Origin of the sequence: Pseudomonas fluvialis (assembly GCF_014207935.1) — a bacterium.
Taxonomy (GTDB): domain Bacteria; phylum Pseudomonadota; class Gammaproteobacteria; order Pseudomonadales; family Pseudomonadaceae; genus Aquipseudomonas; species Aquipseudomonas fluvialis_A.
In genome coordinates this window covers 118,563-134,664 of the sequence record NZ_JACHLL010000001.1, presented here as the reverse complement: position 1 = coordinate 134,664, position 16,102 = coordinate 118,563, and the positions used below count along the sequence as shown (strand labels likewise).

17 protein-coding genes and 1 other RNA gene are annotated in these 16,102 nt (G+C 63.0%); 14 read left to right on the top strand and 4 right to left on the bottom strand.

Annotated features, from left to right (window positions below):
- The first annotated feature begins 3 nt into the window (after positions 1–3).
- From petA to HNP49_RS00620, 5 genes are all read left to right on the top strand, one after another.
- Positions 4–597 carry a ubiquinol-cytochrome c reductase iron-sulfur subunit gene (gene petA, locus HNP49_RS00640; protein ID WP_184679681.1) on the top strand — a complete coding sequence of 198 codons (594 nt, stop codon included), beginning with the start codon at positions 4–6 and terminating at the stop codon, positions 595–597.
- Positions 597–1,808 carry a cytochrome bc complex cytochrome b subunit gene (locus tag HNP49_RS00635; RefSeq protein WP_184679680.1) on the top strand — a complete coding sequence of 404 codons (1,212 nt, stop codon included), beginning with the start codon at positions 597–599 and terminating at the stop codon, positions 1,806–1,808. Before petA ends, HNP49_RS00635 begins: the two co-directional genes overlap by 1 nt.
- The gene (locus HNP49_RS00630) at positions 1,808–2,590 is read left to right on the top strand and encodes a cytochrome c1 (RefSeq protein WP_184679679.1); all 783 of its coding nucleotides are present in this window, start codon (positions 1,808–1,810) and stop codon (positions 2,588–2,590) included. The genes HNP49_RS00635 and HNP49_RS00630 overlap by 1 nt, the downstream gene beginning before the upstream one ends.
- An 84-nt stretch (positions 2,591–2,674) precedes the next feature.
- Positions 2,675–3,292, top strand: coding sequence for a glutathione S-transferase N-terminal domain-containing protein (locus HNP49_RS00625; protein ID WP_184679678.1), 618 nt, complete (start codon positions 2,675–2,677; stop codon positions 3,290–3,292).
- Positions 3,293–3,305: 13 nt separating this feature from the next.
- A complete protein-coding gene (locus HNP49_RS00620) occupies positions 3,306–3,713 on the top strand; it encodes a ClpXP protease specificity-enhancing factor (protein WP_184681102.1) in 408 nt (135 codons plus the stop codon).
- Positions 3,714–3,760: 47 nt separating this feature from the next.
- Here the strand turns inward: HNP49_RS00620 and HNP49_RS00615 are convergent, their stop codons facing one another.
- From HNP49_RS00615 to HNP49_RS00600, 4 genes are read right to left on the bottom strand one after another with little or no spacing between them, the layout of a single operon-like run.
- Positions 3,761–4,294 carry a BON domain-containing protein gene (locus HNP49_RS00615; protein WP_184679677.1) on the bottom strand — a complete coding sequence of 178 codons (534 nt, stop codon included), beginning with the start codon at positions 4,292–4,294 and terminating at the stop codon, positions 3,761–3,763.
- Positions 4,291–4,884, bottom strand: coding sequence for a phosphoheptose isomerase (locus HNP49_RS00610; protein WP_184679676.1), 594 nt, complete (start codon positions 4,882–4,884; stop codon positions 4,291–4,293). The genes HNP49_RS00615 and HNP49_RS00610 overlap by 4 nt, the downstream gene beginning before the upstream one ends.
- A gap of 25 nt (positions 4,885–4,909) precedes the next feature.
- Positions 4,910–5,275 carry a YraN family protein gene (locus HNP49_RS00605; protein ID WP_184679675.1) on the bottom strand — a complete coding sequence of 122 codons (366 nt, stop codon included), beginning with the start codon at positions 5,273–5,275 and terminating at the stop codon, positions 4,910–4,912.
- Complete coding sequence (locus tag HNP49_RS00600) at positions 5,272–7,080, bottom strand: penicillin-binding protein activator (protein WP_184679674.1); 1,809 nt, start codon at positions 7,078–7,080, stop codon at positions 5,272–5,274. The genes HNP49_RS00605 and HNP49_RS00600 overlap by 4 nt, the downstream gene beginning before the upstream one ends.
- 117 nt (positions 7,081–7,197) lie before the next feature.
- On the opposite strand from HNP49_RS00600, the gene rsmI reads away from it, so the two are divergent.
- The 9 genes from rsmI (at position 7,198) to mraY (ending at position 16,094) form a co-directional block, all read left to right on the top strand.
- Positions 7,198–8,049, top strand: a complete 852-nt coding sequence (gene rsmI, locus HNP49_RS00595; protein WP_184679673.1) for a 16S rRNA (cytidine(1402)-2'-O)-methyltransferase — start codon at positions 7,198–7,200, stop codon at positions 8,047–8,049.
- A gap of 40 nt (positions 8,050–8,089) precedes the next feature.
- Positions 8,090–8,437, top strand: an RNA gene (rnpB, locus tag HNP49_RS00590) — RNase P RNA component class A.
- A 311-nt stretch (positions 8,438–8,748) separates the two neighbouring features.
- Positions 8,749–9,204 (top strand): division/cell wall cluster transcriptional repressor MraZ, encoded by a 456-nt coding sequence (gene mraZ, locus HNP49_RS00585; protein ID WP_095940488.1) that lies wholly within the window; start codon positions 8,749–8,751, stop codon positions 9,202–9,204.
- A gap of 2 nt (positions 9,205–9,206) precedes the next feature.
- Positions 9,207–10,151 carry a 16S rRNA (cytosine(1402)-N(4))-methyltransferase RsmH gene (gene rsmH, locus HNP49_RS00580; RefSeq protein ID WP_184681100.1) on the top strand — a complete coding sequence of 315 codons (945 nt, stop codon included), beginning with the start codon at positions 9,207–9,209 and terminating at the stop codon, positions 10,149–10,151.
- On the top strand, positions 10,148–10,441 hold the full coding sequence (gene ftsL, locus HNP49_RS00575) for a cell division protein FtsL (protein ID WP_184679672.1): 294 nt from the start codon (positions 10,148–10,150) through the stop codon (positions 10,439–10,441). The genes rsmH and ftsL overlap by 4 nt, the downstream gene beginning before the upstream one ends.
- A complete protein-coding gene (locus HNP49_RS00570) occupies positions 10,438–12,189 on the top strand; it encodes a penicillin-binding protein 2 (protein WP_184679671.1) in 1,752 nt (583 codons plus the stop codon). Before ftsL ends, HNP49_RS00570 begins: the two co-directional genes overlap by 4 nt.
- A complete protein-coding gene (gene murE, locus HNP49_RS00565) occupies positions 12,189–13,652 on the top strand; it encodes a UDP-N-acetylmuramoyl-L-alanyl-D-glutamate--2,6-diaminopimelate ligase (RefSeq protein WP_184679670.1) in 1,464 nt (487 codons plus the stop codon). The genes HNP49_RS00570 and murE overlap by 1 nt, the downstream gene beginning before the upstream one ends.
- On the top strand, positions 13,645–15,012 hold the full coding sequence (gene murF, locus HNP49_RS00560) for a UDP-N-acetylmuramoyl-tripeptide--D-alanyl-D-alanine ligase (RefSeq protein WP_184679669.1): 1,368 nt from the start codon (positions 13,645–13,647) through the stop codon (positions 15,010–15,012). The genes murE and murF overlap by 8 nt, the downstream gene beginning before the upstream one ends.
- Positions 15,012–16,094 carry a phospho-N-acetylmuramoyl-pentapeptide-transferase gene (gene mraY, locus HNP49_RS00555; RefSeq protein WP_184679668.1) on the top strand — a complete coding sequence of 361 codons (1,083 nt, stop codon included), beginning with the start codon at positions 15,012–15,014 and terminating at the stop codon, positions 16,092–16,094. Before murF ends, mraY begins: the two co-directional genes overlap by 1 nt.
- Positions 16,095–16,102: the final 8 nt, after the last annotated feature.

The window sequence follows — 16,102 nt, the reverse complement described above, 5'->3', positions numbered from 1 at the left end:
TGAATGAGCAATGACGGCGTGAATGCAGGCCGGCGTCGCTTCCTGGTAGCGGCCACCTCTGTGGTGGGTGCTGCGGGAGCGGTAGGTGCTGCGGTCCCGTTCGTGGGGTCATGGTTCCCCAGTGCGAAGGCCAAAGCGGCCGGTGCACCGGTGAAAGTGAATATTGGCAAGATCGAAGCCGGTCAGCAGATTGTTGCTGAGTGGCGTGGTCAGCCGGTATTCATCGTGCGCCGCACCGAGGAGATTCTGAGCAATCTGGCGAAGCTGGAAGGTACCGTTGCGGATCCGCAGTCGGCCGCTTCCGTGCAGCCGGAGTACGTGGACAAGACCAATCGCGCGATCAAGCCGGAGATTCTGGTTCTGGTCGGTCTGTGTACTCACCTTGGCTGCTCGCCATCCTTCCGGCCGGAAGTGGCGCCTGCCGACCTGGGTGCCGATTGGGTGGGTGGTTACTTCTGCCCGTGCCATGGCTCCAAGTACGACCTCGCTGGTCGCGTCTACAAGGCTCAGCCGGCTCCGCTGAACCTGCCGGTGCCACCGCACACCTACGAGTCCGATGATGTGCTGATCATCGGCGTGGACCAGGAGAAAGCCTGATGGAAAAGTTCATGGCTTGGGTTGATGCGCGCTTCCCCGCGACAAAGATGTGGGAAGACCATCTGAGCAAGTACTACGCCCCGAAGAACTTCAACTTCTTCTACTTCTTTGGCTCGCTGGCCCTGTTGGTTCTGGTTAACCAGATCCTGACCGGTGTCTGGCTGACCATGAGCTTCACCCCGTCCGCCGAGGAAGCCTTCGCTTCCGTCGAATACATCATGCGCGACGTGGAGTACGGCTGGATCATCCGCTACATGCACTCCACCGGTGCGTCGGCGTTCTTCGTGGTGGTCTACCTGCACATGTTCCGCGGTCTGCTCTACGGCTCCTACCAGAAGCCGCGTGAGCTGGTGTGGATCTTCGGCATGCTGATCTACCTCGCCCTGATGGCCGAGGCCTTCATGGGCTACCTGCTGCCCTGGGGCCAGATGTCCTACTGGGGTGCCCAGGTAATCATCTCCCTGTTCGGTGCCATCCCGGTGATCGGTGATGACCTGACCATGTGGATCCGCGGTGACTACCTGATCTCCGGCATCACCCTGAACCGCTTCTTCGCCCTGCACGTGATCGCTCTGCCGATCGTTCTGCTCGGCCTGGTCGTGCTGCACATCCTGGCGCTGCACGAAGTCGGTTCGAACAACCCGGACGGCGTCGACATCAAGAAGAAGAAGGATGAGAACGGTATTCCGCTCGACGGCATCGCCTTCCACCCTTACTACTCGGTGAAAGACATCGTTGGCGTGGTGGTGTTCCTGTTCGTCTTCTGCGCAGTGATCTTCTTCTTCCCGGAGATGGGTGGTTACTTCTTGGAGAAGCCGAACTTTGAACAGGCCAACCCGTTCAAGACTCCGGCTCACATTGCTCCTGTCTGGTACTTCACTCCGTTCTACGCGATCCTGCGCGCCGTTCCGGACAAGCTGCTGGGCGTAATCGCTATGGGCGCTGCCATCGCCATCCTGTTCGTCCTGCCGTGGCTGGACCGTAGCCCGGTCAAGTCCATGCGCTACAAGGGTTGGATGAGCAAGATCTGGCTGCTGGTGTTCTGCGTATCCTTCGTGATTCTGGGTGTGCTGGGTGTTCTGGCACCGACGCCGGAGCGTACCCTGCTGTCGCAGATCTGCACCGCGCTGTACTTCGCCTACTTCATCCTGATGCCGTTCTACACCCGGATGGAGAAGACTAAACCGGTTCCGGAAAGGGTGACTGGCTGATGAAAAAGCAATTCCTCGCACTGATTCTCGCTGTACTGCCAGCCTTTGCTTTGGCTCAGGCCGCCCTCGAGTATCCGAATGATCACGTCGATATCGACCTGACCGACAAGGCTGCCCTGCAGGATGGCGCGCGTACCTTCGCCAACTACTGCATGGGTTGCCACAGCGCCAAGTTCCAGCGTTACGAGCGCGTGGCCAAGGATCTGGGTATCCCGGAGCAGGTCATGCTGGAGAACCTGGTGTTCACTGGCGCCAAAATCGGCGAGCACATGAAGATCGGTATGCAGCCCGAGCAGGCCAAGGTCTGGTTTGGTGCTCCGCCGCCTGATCTGACCCTGGTTGCTCGTGTTCGTGGTGCCGATTGGATCTACACCTACCTGCGCACCTTCTATGAAGATCCGGCGCGTCCTTGGGGTGTGAACAACAAGGTCTTCCCGAACGTGGGTATGCCCAACGTGCTGGTCGGCCTGCAGGGTCGCCAGGTGATAGGTTGCAAGCAGGTGCAAGTGGTTGAGAACGGCAAGAAGCAGTTCGATCCGCTGACCGGCGCGCCGATCACTCACGAAGCCTGTGATCAACTGACCGTTGTGCCGAAGACCGGTACTCAGTCGGAAGCCGAATTCGACGAAACCATCAAGAACTTGGTGACTTTCCTCGAGTACTCGGCCAACCCGGTCAAGCTCGAGAGCCAGCGCATTGGTGTCTACGTGCTGCTGTATCTGGCCTTCTTCTTCGTATTCGCCTATCTGCTCAAGCGCGAATACTGGAAAGACGTGCACTGATCCAGTCTCTGCTTTACCGTGCGCGCCCTTCGGGGCGCGCACGCGTTTCTGCTGTTTGTAAACCGCTGTAGCGAGGAGGGCTTGATGGCCTCTATTACCAAGCTCACCCTGTTTTCCGATCCTGTCAGTCACTACAGCCACCGCGTGCGTCTGGTGCTGGCCGAGAAAGGCCTGGTCGCCGATCTGCAGGAAATTCCGGCGGGTCAGTGTCCGGCGCGTCTGGCTGAACTGAATCCCTACGGCAGCCTGCCTACCCTGGCTGATCGCGATCTGGCCCTGTATGAGCCGGCTGTGATCATGGAGTACTTGGAAGAGCGCTATCCGCATCCGCCGTTGTTGCCGGTCTATCCGGTGGCGCGGGCCAACAGCCGCCTGCTGATGCATCGCATTCAGCGCGACTGGTGCAGTCTGGTGGATCAGCTTCTTGATCCCAAGGTCAAGGAAGCGGCCAAGGTGGTGGCACGCAAGGAGTTGCGGGAAAGCCTGACGGGCGTTTCGCCGCTGTTTGCCGACAAGCCTTACTTCCTCAGTGAAGATTTGAGCCTGGTTGATTGCTGCCTGCTGCCGATCCTTTGGCGCCTGCCGCTGATGGGGATCGAGCTGCCGCGGCCGGCCAAACCGCTGCTTGACTACATGGAGCGCAGCTTTGCCCGCGAGGCATTTCGTGCCAGTCTTTCGGCTGTCGAACGCGACATGCGCTAAGGAGCTGTCGATGATGAATTCCAGTCGTCCCTATCTGGTTCGTGCGCTGTACGAGTGGATCGTGGACAACAACTGCACGCCGCATATTCTGGTCAATGCCGAGTATGCCGGGGTCAAGGTTCCGGCAGGCTTCGCCAAGGACGGGCAGATCGTGCTCAATGTCTCGCCCAATGCGGTGCGTTACCTGCAGATGGAAAACGCGGCAGTGAGCTTCGAGGGGCGTTTTGGCGGGGTTCCGCAGAGTCTCTACATTCCTATTCAGGCGCTGATGGCTATCTATGCCCGGGAAAATGGCCAGGGTATGGTCTTCGAAGTCGATGGTGAGGGCGAAGATGATGCAGGGCCCGAGGATGATGGTCCGTCCGGTGGTGGCGAACCATCGCGACCAGCTGCCCGGCCCAGTCTCAAAGTGGTCAAGTAACAAAAAAGGCGATCGGAAGATCGCCTTTTTCATGTCTGAAGATCACGTTAGTCGACGTACTCGAACAGCTTGACCACCTTCTGCACCCCGGAGTGGGTGGTGGCAACATTGGCCGCGCTTTGCCCTTCCTTACGGGTGACCAGGCCGAGCAGGAATACAATGCCGTTTTCCGTGACGATCTTGATCTTGCTGCTGGGGATGGTGGTGTCGAGCAGCATGTTCGCCTTGATCTTGCTGGTGATCAGGGCGTCGTTGCTGCGTGCCAGGGCGTTGGATGGCGTCATGACCTGCAGTTCGTTGTAGACCTTCTTCACGTCCTGGGTGCGCCCGGCGGCCTGGCCGGCCAGTTGCTTGAGCTCGGCGCGTGGGGTCTGCCCGGCCAGCAGGACCACGCCGTTATAGCTGGTCACGACAATGTGCGAACTCTTGCTGCCGAGGTCGGCGTGAGCACGCTCGATGTTGCTGCTGACGTTGCTGGGAATGAACTGGTCGTCGATCTTGTTGCCGACGCTGCGGCTGCCGCAGCCGCTGATCAGCAGGGTGGCGCCAAGAAGCAGGGCCAGAGTCAGGCGTTGTTTCATTCTTCACTTCCGAACAGTTGGCTGTCGATCAGGTCGCACAGGCAGTGGATGGCCAGCAGGTGGACTTCCTGGATGCGTGCGGTGACTTTCGAGGGGACGCGAATCTCCACGTCTTCCGGCAGCAGCAGCGAGGCCATGCCGCCACCGTCGCGACCGGTGAGCGCGACGACGAGCATCTCGCGGTCATGGGCCGCCTGGATGGCCTGGATCACGTTGGCCGAGTTGCCGCTGGTGGAGATCGCCAGCAGCACGTCGCCCGGCTGGCCGAGCGCGCGGATCTGCTTGGAGAACACCTCGTTGTAGCTGTAGTCGTTGGCGATCGAGGTGATAGTCGAGCTGTCGGTGGTCAGGGCGATGGCGGGCAGGCTCGGGCGCTCGCGCTCGAAGCGATTGAGCAGCTCGGAGGAGAAGTGCTGGGCATCACCGGCCGAACCACCGTTACCGCAGGTGAGAATCTTGCCCTCGTTGAGCAGGGCGTTGACCATCACCTGGCTGCCCATCTCGATGTGAGGGGCGAGTACGTCCATGGCCTGTTGCTTGGTGTCGATGCTGGCCTGGAACAGCTGGCGGATACGGGATTGCATGTCCATGGATAAACCTTCATTGGGGCGGCTGTCAGGTCTCGAAGGCATTCTGGATCCAGTCCAGCCGCGGGTGTGAGTGGTCGTCCGGGCTGATGGCGACCACGTCGAATCGGCAGGGGTGTTTGGCCCAGCGCGACTCTTGCAGCAGAAAGTGCTGTGCGGCGGCGGCAAGGCGGGCGCGCTTGCGCGCATCCACGCTTTCCACGGCGCCGCCCCAGGCGGCATGCCGCCGGTAACGCACCTCGACGAATACTACTGTATCGCCGTCGAGCATGACCAGATCAAGCTCGCCCTGGCGGCAGTGCCAGTTCTGCGTCAGCAGACGCAGGCCCTGATGCTGCAAGTGCTGGCAGGCCAGTTGTTCGCTGGCCTGGCCTTGTTGTCGGGTGTTGCTCAAATGCCGCTGGCCGGAAGCGGTTGTACCTGGCCGTCACGGTACTCGGCCCAGGGCAACTGGCGCTGCACGCGCTGATCGGGCGCCAGGCTGAGTGCGCCGGAAGCGCCTTCGACGTGCGTATCCGGCAGGGCCTTGAGCTGACTCAGGCGTGGCGCCAGGCGGTAGGCATCGAGGCCCATGGCATACAGGCGGCCGAGGCTGCCGCCGGCCTGCGGCCACTGGCTGCTGACTTGCTGGCGCAGCGCATCGCTGCTGTTGAGCAGCCAGGGCGTTTCGCAGAAACGGATGCCGTTAAGGTCGTTGTCCTGGGTGCCATTGCTGCCACTGAACAGGTGCGACGTGGCGTAGACCGGCACGTCGCCGGCGTACTGGAAGGCCAGGGTCGGTTTGATCTGGCGGGCCTGCTGCGGGGTGGCGGCGAGGAAAATGAAGTCGACATCCTGACGGCGTGTGGGTTGTGCGCTGACAGGCACGCCGAGAGTGTTCTGCAGACGCTTGGCGCGAGCCTCGCTCTGGCGCAGTTGGAACAGGTCACCGATCTGCTGCGCCAGCTCCACGGGCTGGCTGACGCGGCTAGCGGCGATCAGTGTGCCGCCGTTGGCCTGCCAGCTTTGCTGGAAGGCCGCCAGGACACGGTCGCCCCATTCGCTTTCCGGCACCAGAGCCACGGCGCGGCGCATGCCGTCATCCCAGGCGCGGCGGGCTACTTCGCGCGCTTCGTCCTCGGCGGCCAGGCCGAACTGGAACAACTGCGCAGGGCCTTGCTGGCCGGCATCGGCGTAGTTCAGGGCAAGGGTGGTGATGGGCAGCTGCGGGCGGCTGGCCAGTTGCTTGACCAGGGGTTTTTCCAGTGGGCCGATGACCAGCTGCACGCCGGCGGACTGAGCCTGGCGGTAGAAATCATCCAAAGAGCTGAGGCGTGAGCTGTCGTAGAAGTCAATCTTCGGTGGGTTCTGCCCGGCCTGCTGGGCGGCGAAGTGGCCGGCCATGAAGCCGTCGCGCAGAGCCTGGCTCACCTGTGCGAGCTGGCCTTCAGCCGGCAGCAGCAGGGCGATGTGGGTCAGGGGCTGGCCGGCCAGCTGCAGCACCTTTTGCAGGTCGGTCGGCAATTCACGAGCAGCGGGGTGGCTGGGATTAGCGCTGCGCCAGGCTTCGATCGCGCTCAACTGTTGGTCGGGCGTGGCGCTGGTTTTGGTCAGACGCGCTAGCTCCAGCCAGCCGCTGAGGTCGGCGTCACCGGTGGGTTGCAGTTGCTCCAGCGGCAGGCTGCTGACCAGTTTCCAGATGGCCTCCTGGTTCTGCGAAGCGGCTTCGCCACTGAGCAGTGGGGCGATGAATACGCGCTCGCGGGCGGCATTCAGGATTTGACCACTGCCTTCAAGGGCGCGCGCACGGGCCAACTGGCTGCGGATCTGCAGGTCGACCGGCAGGGCACTGAGTTGCTCCAGGCTCGGGTGTTGGAGGGCCTTGAGGGCGGTTTTGGGTTTCTGCCGGGCCAGGGCCAGTTCGGCCGCCAGGGTGCTGGCGAACACCTGCTGGGCCGGCTTGAGGCTGTCCATAGGCACCTGCTGCAGGATGCTGCTGGCGCGGCCGATGTCCTGCTGGCGGTAGGCCTGGTCCGCGGCCGACAGGCGCAGCAGGCCGGCTTCTTCGCCGCTGGCTGCAGCGGCCTGTTCCAGCAGTTGCTCGATGCTGGCAGTAGGAGTGCGCGGCAGTTCGCCCAGTTGATTGCTCGGCGTGCTGGCGCAGGCGCACAGCAGGCTGGCGAGGAAAAGGGCGGAAAGCGGACGCAGGCGGGCGGTCATGGGCGATTCCATTGCTCGTCGGGAAAGTCGCGATTGTACCCAAGGGGCGGCGGTGGCGCGACGTGAGTGCGGGCAATCGCGATACACTAGGCACCTTTCGCTCGATCGAGGTGGGCTGTGAGTACTTGTGGAACGCTGTATGTCGTGGCCACGCCGATTGGCAATCTGGATGACATCAGCGCGCGTGCCCTGCGCGTGCTGCGCGAGGTGGCGCTGATCGCTGCCGAGGACACGCGTCATTCGCAGCGATTGCTGCAGCATTTCGGCATCGGCACCCCCCTGGCGGCCTGCCATGAGCACAACGAGCGTGATCAGGGTGGCCGCTTCATCGGTCGCCTGCTGGCGGGCGAGGATGTGGCGCTGATTTCCGATGCCGGCACGCCGCTGATTTCCGATCCCGGCTTTCATCTAGTGCGCTCTGCGCGGGCAGCGGGCATTGCCGTGGTGCCGGTGCCGGGAGCCTGTGCGCTGATCGCTGCCCTGTCGGCGGCCGGGTTGCCATCGGATCGCTTCATCTTCGAGGGATTCCTGCCAGCCAAGGCGCTGGGCCGTCGTCAGCGCCTCGAAGCGCTGCGAGAAGAGCCGCGGACCCTGCTGTTCTATGAGGCGCCTCATCGGCTGCTGGAGAGCGTCGAAGACATGCTGGCGGTGTTCGGTCCCGAGCGTCCGGCGCTGCTGGCGCGGGAGCTGACCAAGACCTTCGAGACCCTCAAGGGCCTGCCGTTGGCCGAGTTGCGCGAGTTCATCGCGGCCGATAGCAATCAGCAGCGCGGTGAGTGCGTGCTGCTGGTGGGTGGCTGGCAGGCGCCGGAAGGCGAAGAGGCGATCTCGGTCGAGAGCCTGCGCGTGCTCGACCTGCTGCTGGCGGAAATGCCGGTCAAGCGCGCGGCAGCGCTGGCGGCGGAGATCACCGGGGTACGCAAGAATCTGCTGTATCAGGCCGCGCTGGAGCGTCAGGGCAAGGCTTAAGCTTGTTCCGCTGCGCCGCAATGGGTAACCTTGGCGGTGGAGAGTCGGTTGGACAGTCGCTGCCTTCGCAAGAAGGGGGAGGAAAGTCCGGGCTCCATAGGGCAGAGTGCCAGGTAACGCCTGGGAGGCGCGAGCCTACGGAAAGTGCCACAGAAAACAACCGCCTAAGCGCGCAAGCGCCGGTAAGGGTGAAAAGGTGCGGTAAGAGCGCACCGCACGGCTGGTAACAGTCCGTGGCTAGGCAAACCCCACTCGGAGCAAGACCAAATAGGGTTCCATTGGCGCGGCCCGCGTTGGAACCGGGTAGGTTGCTAAAGGCATGCAGTGATGTATGTCGTAGAGGAATGGCTGTCCTCGACAGAACCCGGCTTACAGACCGACTCTCCACCTTTTTCTGCTTAATCTGCTTTTGCTGTTTTCCCGCCTGCGCAATATCTAAAAATTCTTACTCTTAAGAAGTTACTTTAAGTTCGGCGCTCAGCTCTCTGAGTGCGTGAAATATTGCCTGAAAATCCCCCGCCAAAAACCCGCTAAAACCCCCTCGAATCGTCGCTAAATCTACGTTCTGTAAGGATTTTTCCCCCAAGGCTCGCCTTGACGGTGGGGAGCTTGCGTTCCTATAGTGTGCGAAAGTGGTATGAAGTGGGTTGAAGTGGTTTTTTAAGCACGGAAAGCTAGTTAATAAGGGGAAGCGCAATCTTGTTTCGCGGAGCTAACGCCATCAGTCTCGACGCCAAAGGGCGCCTCGCGATGCCGAGTCGGTATCGTGATGAGCTGCTTTCGCGTTGTGCCGGCCAGCTCATCGTGACGGTTGATGCCGTCGACCCCTGCCTGTGTGTCTACCCGCTGACCGAGTGGGAGCTGATCGAAGCCAAATTGCGTCAGCTGCCATCCCTCGTCGAAGAAAACCGCCGCCTGCAACGTGTGCTGATCGGCAATGCCGTGGATCTGGAACTGGACAGCAATGGCCGTTTCCTGGTGCCACCGCGTCTGCGCGAGCATGCCGGCCTGGACAAGCACGCGATGCTGGTCGGCCAGCTGAACAAGTTTCAGTTGTGGAATGAAAGTGCCTGGAACGCGCTGGCAGAGGCGGATCTGGCGGCCATCAAACAACCTGGCGGTCTGCCGGATGAACTGCGTGATCTGATCCTGTGACTATGACTGCCAGCGACTACCGCCATATCACCGTGCTGCTCGACGAGGCCGTCGAGCAGTTGGCGCTGCGCGCCGATGGTTGCTACGTCGATGGCACGTTCGGTCGCGGCGGGCATAGTCGGCTGATTCTCGAGGGGCTCGGCGCGCAAGGGCGGCTGCTCGGTTTCGACAAGGACCCTCTGGCAATTGCCACCGGCAACGCTCTGGCGGCCGAAGACGGCCGCTTTGTCATTGTGCAGCGCAGCTTTGCCGACATGGGCGATGAACTGGCGGCGCGCCAGCTGACGGGTCAGGTGCAAGGTGTGTTGCTCGACCTGGGGGTGTCCTCGCCGCAGCTGGATGATCCGACCCGCGGTTTCAGCTTTCTCAATGACGGCCCGCTGGACATGCGCATGAACCCGGATGCCGGTGTCAGTGCCGCGCAGTTCATTGCCACGGCGGATGCCGAAGAGATTGCCCGCGTCTTCAAGGAGTATGGCGAGGAGCGTTTCGCCAAGCGCATGGCGCGGGCAGTCGTAGAGCGCCGTGCGCTCAAGCCGTTCGAGCGCACCGCCGATCTGGCTGCGGTGCTGACCGAAGCCAATCCGGCGTGGGAGAAGGGCAAGAACCCGGCAACCCGGGCCTTCCAGGGCTTGCGCATTCACGTCAATAACGAGCTGGGTGATCTGGAACGCGGGCTGGATGCGGCTCTGGAGAGCCTGGCAGTCGGCGGCCGCCTGGTGGTGATCAGCTTCCATTCGCTGGAAGATCGCATCGTCAAACAGTTCATGCGCAGGCATGCCAAGGGCGAGGCGGACAATCTGCCGCGTCACCTGCCGATCATTCCCAAGGCCTTCGAGCCGCGCCTCAAGCTGCTGGGCAAGCCGATCTTCGCCAGCGATGCCGAGGTAAAAGCCAATCCGCGCTCGCGCAGTGCGGTGATGCGTGTGGCGGAGAAGCTGCGTTGAGTCGCCTTTATGCCAAGCCATTGCCGCCGGGCAGTTTTCTGCTTGGTGTGCTGTTTGCTGCCATTCTGCTGTCGGCGGTGGGCGTGACTTACACCGCGCACTGGAACCGCCAGTTGCTCAATGCTCTGTTTGCCGAGCTCAGCGTGCGCGACAAGGCGCAGGCCGAGTGGGGGCGTCTGCTCCTGGAGCAGAGCACCTGGACCGCGCATAGCCGCATCGAGGCGCTGGCCACCGGACAGCTGCAGATGCGCATTCCGGAACCTGCCGAAGTACAGATGGTGGCGCCATGAGTAGTCTCGACGGCGCACTCTATCCCTGGCGCTTCCGCCTGGTGCTGGCGCTGCTCGCGGCCATGGTCGCGGCGATCTGCTGGCGGATCGTCGACCTGCACGTGTTCGATCAGAAGTTCCTGCAGGGTCAGGGTGATGCACGCAGCCTGCGGCATATTCCGATTCCGGCGCATCGTGGCCTGATCACCGATCGCAATGGCGAGCCGCTGGCCGTCTCCACTGCCGTGACCACCCTTTGGGCCAACCCCAAGGAGCTGCTGGGTGCCAAGCAGCGCTGGCCGCAGCTGGCCGCCACGCTGGGTGTAGAACCGGCCATGCTGGCCGAGCGCATCGAGCTGCACCGCAAGCGCGAGTTCATGTACCTGGTGCGCGGGCTGACGCCCGAGCAGGGGCAGTCGGTTACCGATCTGAAGATTCCCGGGGTGTATGCCATCGAGGAATTTCGTCGTTTCTACCCGGCCGGTGAAGTGACGGCTCACGTGGTCGGCTTTACCGATGTCGACGACAAGGGCCGTGAAGGCGTCGAGCTGGCCTATGAAGACTGGCTCGCCGGTGTGCCGGGCAAGCGCCAGGTGCTCAAGGACCGTCGTGGTCATCTGATTCGCGATCTGCAGGTCACCCAGAACGCCAAGGCGGGCAAGAGCTTGGCGCTGTCCATCGACCTGCGCCTGCAGTACCTGGCGCACCGCGAGCTGCGCAACGCACTGGTCGAGTTCGGTGCCAAGGCCGGCAGTCTGGTGATGATCGATGTGCAGACCGGCGAAGTGCTGGCGATGGCCAACCAGCCGACCTATAACCCGAACAATCGCCGCAACCTCAACCCGGCGATGATGCGCAACCGCGCCATGATCGACGTGTTCGAGCCGGGCTCGGCGGTCAAACCGTTTGTCGTGGCCATGGGCCTGAACTCGGGCAAGTACCAGCCGGAAACCATCATCGACACCCGTCCGGGCTACTACCAGGTGGGGCGCAAGACCGTGCGCGACGTGCACAACTACGGCGTGCTGGATATCACCGGGGTGATCAAGAAGTCCAGCAACGTCGGCGTTGCCCGCATTGCCCTCGACATCGGTGGTGAGCAGCTCTATTCGACTCTGCAGCAGGTGGGTCTGGGACAGGACACCGGGCTGGGCTTCCCAGGCGAGCGGGTTGGCAGCCTGCCGAATTTCCGCGTGTGGAAGCCGGTCGAGACGGCGGTGATGTCCTACGGCTACGGCCTGTCGGTGACCGCCGTGCAGCTCGCCCACGCCTATGGCGTACTGGGCAACCGGGGACTCAGCGTGCCGCTGTCAATGACGCGCATCGATCAGCGCCCGACCGGCGTGCAGGTGCTCGACACCAAGGTGGCCGATCAGGTTCTGCAGATGCTGCGCACCGTGGTCGACGAAAACGGCGGCACCGGTTCCAAGGCGCGGGTGCCCGGTTATCAGGTGGGCGGCAAGACCGGCACCATTCACAAGACCAAGGCCGGCGGCGGCTACGAAGAAAAACGCTACCGCTCGGTATTCGCCGGCCTGGCGCCGATTTCCAATCCGCGCCTGGCCTGCATCGTCATCATCGATGAACCGCGTCCCGTGTTCGGTCAGTACTTTGGCGGCTTCGTTGCTGCACCGGTATTCGGCAAGGTCATGGCGGGCGCCCTGCGCCTGATGAACGTGGCCCCAGACAATCTGCCAGCGCCCGTCCCGGCTGAAACCGCCGTGGGCAAGACGGCGGCGCTGGTGCAAGGCAAAGGAGGGCGCATCTGATGCCCATGCCGCTCAATCAATTCATGCTGCAGGCGGAGAGCTCGACGCTGATTCGCGAGCTGACCCTGGATAGCCGTGCGGTCAAGGCCGGTGATCTGTTTCTGGCCATTCCCGGCACCCGTAGTGATGGCCGTGACCATATCGCCGATGCCATCGGCCGTGGCGCCGCCGCGGTGGCCTATGAAAGTGAAGGCGCGCCGCAGATGAGCGATAGCGCCGCCCAGCTGCTGCCGGTCAAGGGGCTGGCCCAGCAACTGTCGGCCATCGCCGGGCGCTTCTATGGCGAACCGAGTCGCGGTCTGCATCTGGTCGGGGTGACCGGCACCAATGGCAAGACCAGCGTCAGCCAACTGATTGCTCAGGCCCTCGACCTGCTGGGCGAGCGCTGCGGCCTGATCGGCACCCTGGGTGTGGGCTTCTTCGACGCTCTGGAGAGCGGCAAGCACACCACGCCCGACCCGCTGGCTGTGCAGGCCACCCTGGCCCGCCTCAAGCAGGCCGGTGCTCGTGCCGTGGCCATGGAGGTTTCCTCCCATGGTCTGGAGCAAGGGCGCGTGGCGGCGCTGGATTTCGATGTGGCGGTGTTCACCAACCTGTCGCGTGATCACCTCGATTACCACGGCAGCATGGAGGCCTATGGCGCGGCTAAGGCCAAGCTGTTCGCCTGGCCGCAGCTCAAGTGCCGGGTGATCAATCTGGACGACGCCTTCGGTCGCCAGCTGGCTGCCGGGGTCGCTGAGTCGCGCCTGATCGGCTACAGCCTGGAAAACGCCGATGCTTATCTGTATTGCTCCGAAGCCCGCTTCAGCAATGACGGCATCGAAGCACGCATTGTCTCGCCGCAAGGTGCCGGCCTGCTGCGCAGCCCGCTGCTGGGCCGTTTCAACCTGAGCAACCTCTTGGCGGTAGTCGGGGCCTTGCTGGGTCTGAACTATCCGCTGGACGAAATTCTCGCGGTCATGCCGCAACTGCAGGGTCCGGTAGGCCGCATGCAGCGCCTGGGCGGCGGTGCGCAGCCGCTGGTTGTCGTGGATTACGCGCACACCCCGGATGCTCTGGAGCAGGTGCTGCGGGCGCTGCGTCCGCATGTGCAGGGCGAACTGTTGTGCCTGTTCGGTTGCGGTGGTGACCGTGACCGTGGCAAGCGTCCGCTGATGGCGCAGATTGCCGAGGCGCTGGCTGATCGTGTGCTGGTTACCGACGACAACCCGCGCACGGAAGAGCCGGCACAGATTTTTGCCGATATTCGCGCCGGCTTCGCTCAGGCCGAGGCTGTGCAGTTCCTGCACGGTCGCGGCGAGGCCATCGCGCAGCTGATCGCCGCCGCCAAGGTCGGTGACGTGGTGGTGCTGGCCGGCAAGGGGCATGAGGACTACCAGGAGATTCACGGTGAGCGTCTGCACTTCTCCGACCTCGAAGAAGCGGCCAAGGCTCTGGCTGGCCGTGAGGTGAAACATGCTTAAGCCGCTGCGGCTCAGTGAAGTGGCCAACGCCCTCTGTGCCCGGGTGATTGGCGCCGATGTGGCTTTTGCTGCCGTGAGCACCGACAGCCGCAAGATCGAAGCTGGCCAGCTGTTCGTCGCTCTGGTTGGCCCCAACTTCGATGGTCACGACTATCTGCCTGACGTGGCGGCCAAGGGCGCCGTTGCCGCGCTGGTGCAGCGCGAAGTGCCGGATGCGCACCTGCCGCAGCTGGTGGTGGCTGATACCCGTATTGCGCTCGGGCAACTGGGCGCGCTTAACCGTGCCGCCTTCAGCGGCCCGCTGGTCGCGGTCACCGGCTCCTCCGGCAAAACCACGGTCAAGGAAATGCTCGCCAGCATTCTTTCGACCCTGGGGCCGGTCCTGGCGACCCGCGGCAACCTGAACAATGACCTTGGTGTGCCGCTGACTCTGCTGGAGCTGGCGCCCGAGCACCGCAGTGCCGTGATTGAGCTGGGCGCCAACCATGTCGGCGAGATTGCCTACACCGTGGCGCTGACCCGGCCGCAGGTGGCCATCCTGAATAATGCCGGCAATGCCCACGTCGGCGAGTTCGGTGGTCCGGAGAAGATTGTCCAGGCCAAGGGCGAAATTCTCGAAGGGCTGGCCGCCGATGGTGTGGCTGTGCTCAATCTGGACCAGGCCGCCTTCGCGACCTGGCGGCAGCGTGTCGGCGAGCGCCCCGTGCTGACCTTTGCCCTGAACAACTCCCAGGCAGATTTTCACGCCAGCGCCATCGAGCATGATGCGCGCGGCTGCCCGGCCTTTACCCTGCACAGCCCGGCGGGCGAGGTGCGGGTGCAGCTCAATCTGCTGGGTCTGCACAACGTTGCCAATGCCCTGGCTGCGGCGGCTGCGGCGCACGCGCTGAATGTGCCGCTGGTCGGGATCCAGCAGGGGCTGGAAAGCCTGCAACCGGTCAAAGGCCGCGCCGTTGCTCGTGTGGCGACGAATGGTGCGCGTCTGATCGACGATACCTACAACGCCAACCCGGTCGCCGTGTGCGCCGCGGTTGATATACTCGCCGCCTTCCCCGGCCGCACCGTTCTGGTGCTGGGGGATATTGGCGAGTTGGGCGAATGGGCCGAGCAAGGCCATCGCGACGTCGGCACCTATGCGGCCGGCAAAGTCGACGCGCTATATGCCGTCGGCCCGCTGATGCGCCATGCGGTAGCCGCATTCGGCGCCGAAGGCCACCACTTTGCCGATCAGGCCAGCCTGATCGCCGCACTGGCCGCCGAGCAGGGACCCTCTACCACGCTATTGATCAAAGGTTCGCGCAGTGCGGCTATGGACAAGGTCGTCGCTGCACTTTGCGCATCCACCGAGGAGACTCACTAATGCTGCTGCTGCTGGCGGAGTACCTGCAACAGTTTCACACCGGCTTCGGCGTGTTCCAGTACCTGACCCTGCGCGGGATTCTCGGGGTGCTGACGGCCCTGGCCCTGTCGCTGTGGCTGGGCCCGTGGATGATCCGCACCCTGCAGATTCGCCAGATCGGCCAGGCTGTTCGCAACGATGGCCCGCAGTCGCACCTGTCGAAGAAGGGCACGCCGACCATGGGTGGCGCGCTGATTCTCACCGCGATCGCCGTGAGCACCCTGCTGTGGGCGGACCTGTCCAATCGTTATGTCTGGACCGTACTGGCCGTGACCCTGTTGTTTGGCGCCATCGGCTGGGTGGATGACTACCGCAAGGTGATCGAGAAGAACTCCCGTGGCCTGCCGAGCCGCTGGAAGTATTTCTGGCAGTCGGTATTCGGTCTCGCCGCCGCTGCGTTCCTTTATATGACCGCGCAAAGCCCAGTGGAAACCACTCTGATCGTGCCGATGCTCAAGGATGTGGCCATTCCGCTGGGTGTGGGCTTCGTGGTGCTGACCTACTTCGTCATCGTCGGCACCAGCAATGCGGTGAACCTGACTGACGGTCTCGATGGCCTGGCCATCCTGCCGACCGTGCTGGTGGGCGGCGCACTGGGCATCTTCTGCTACCTGTCGGGCAACATTAAGTTCGCCGAATACCTGTTCATCCCCTATGTGCCGGGCTCCGGCGAACTGATCGTGTTCTGCGCCGCGCTGGTCGGTGCGGGTCTGGGCTTCCTCTGGTTCAACACCTACCCGGCTCAGGTGTTCATGGGCGACGTGGGCGCGCTGGCGCTGGGCGCGGCGCTGGGCACCATCGCCGTGATCGTTCGTCAGGAGATCGTGCTGTTCATCATGGGCGGCGTGTTCGTCATGGAAACCCTGTCGGTGATGATCCAGGTCGCCAGCTTCAAGCTGACCGGCAAGCGCGTGTTCCGCATGGCGCCGATCCATCACCACTTTGAATTGAAAGGCTGGCCGGAGCCGCGCGTGATCGTGCGCTTCTGGATCATCACCGTGATTCTGGTGCTGATCGGCCTGGCCACCCTGAAGCTGCGTTGAGGACTGAC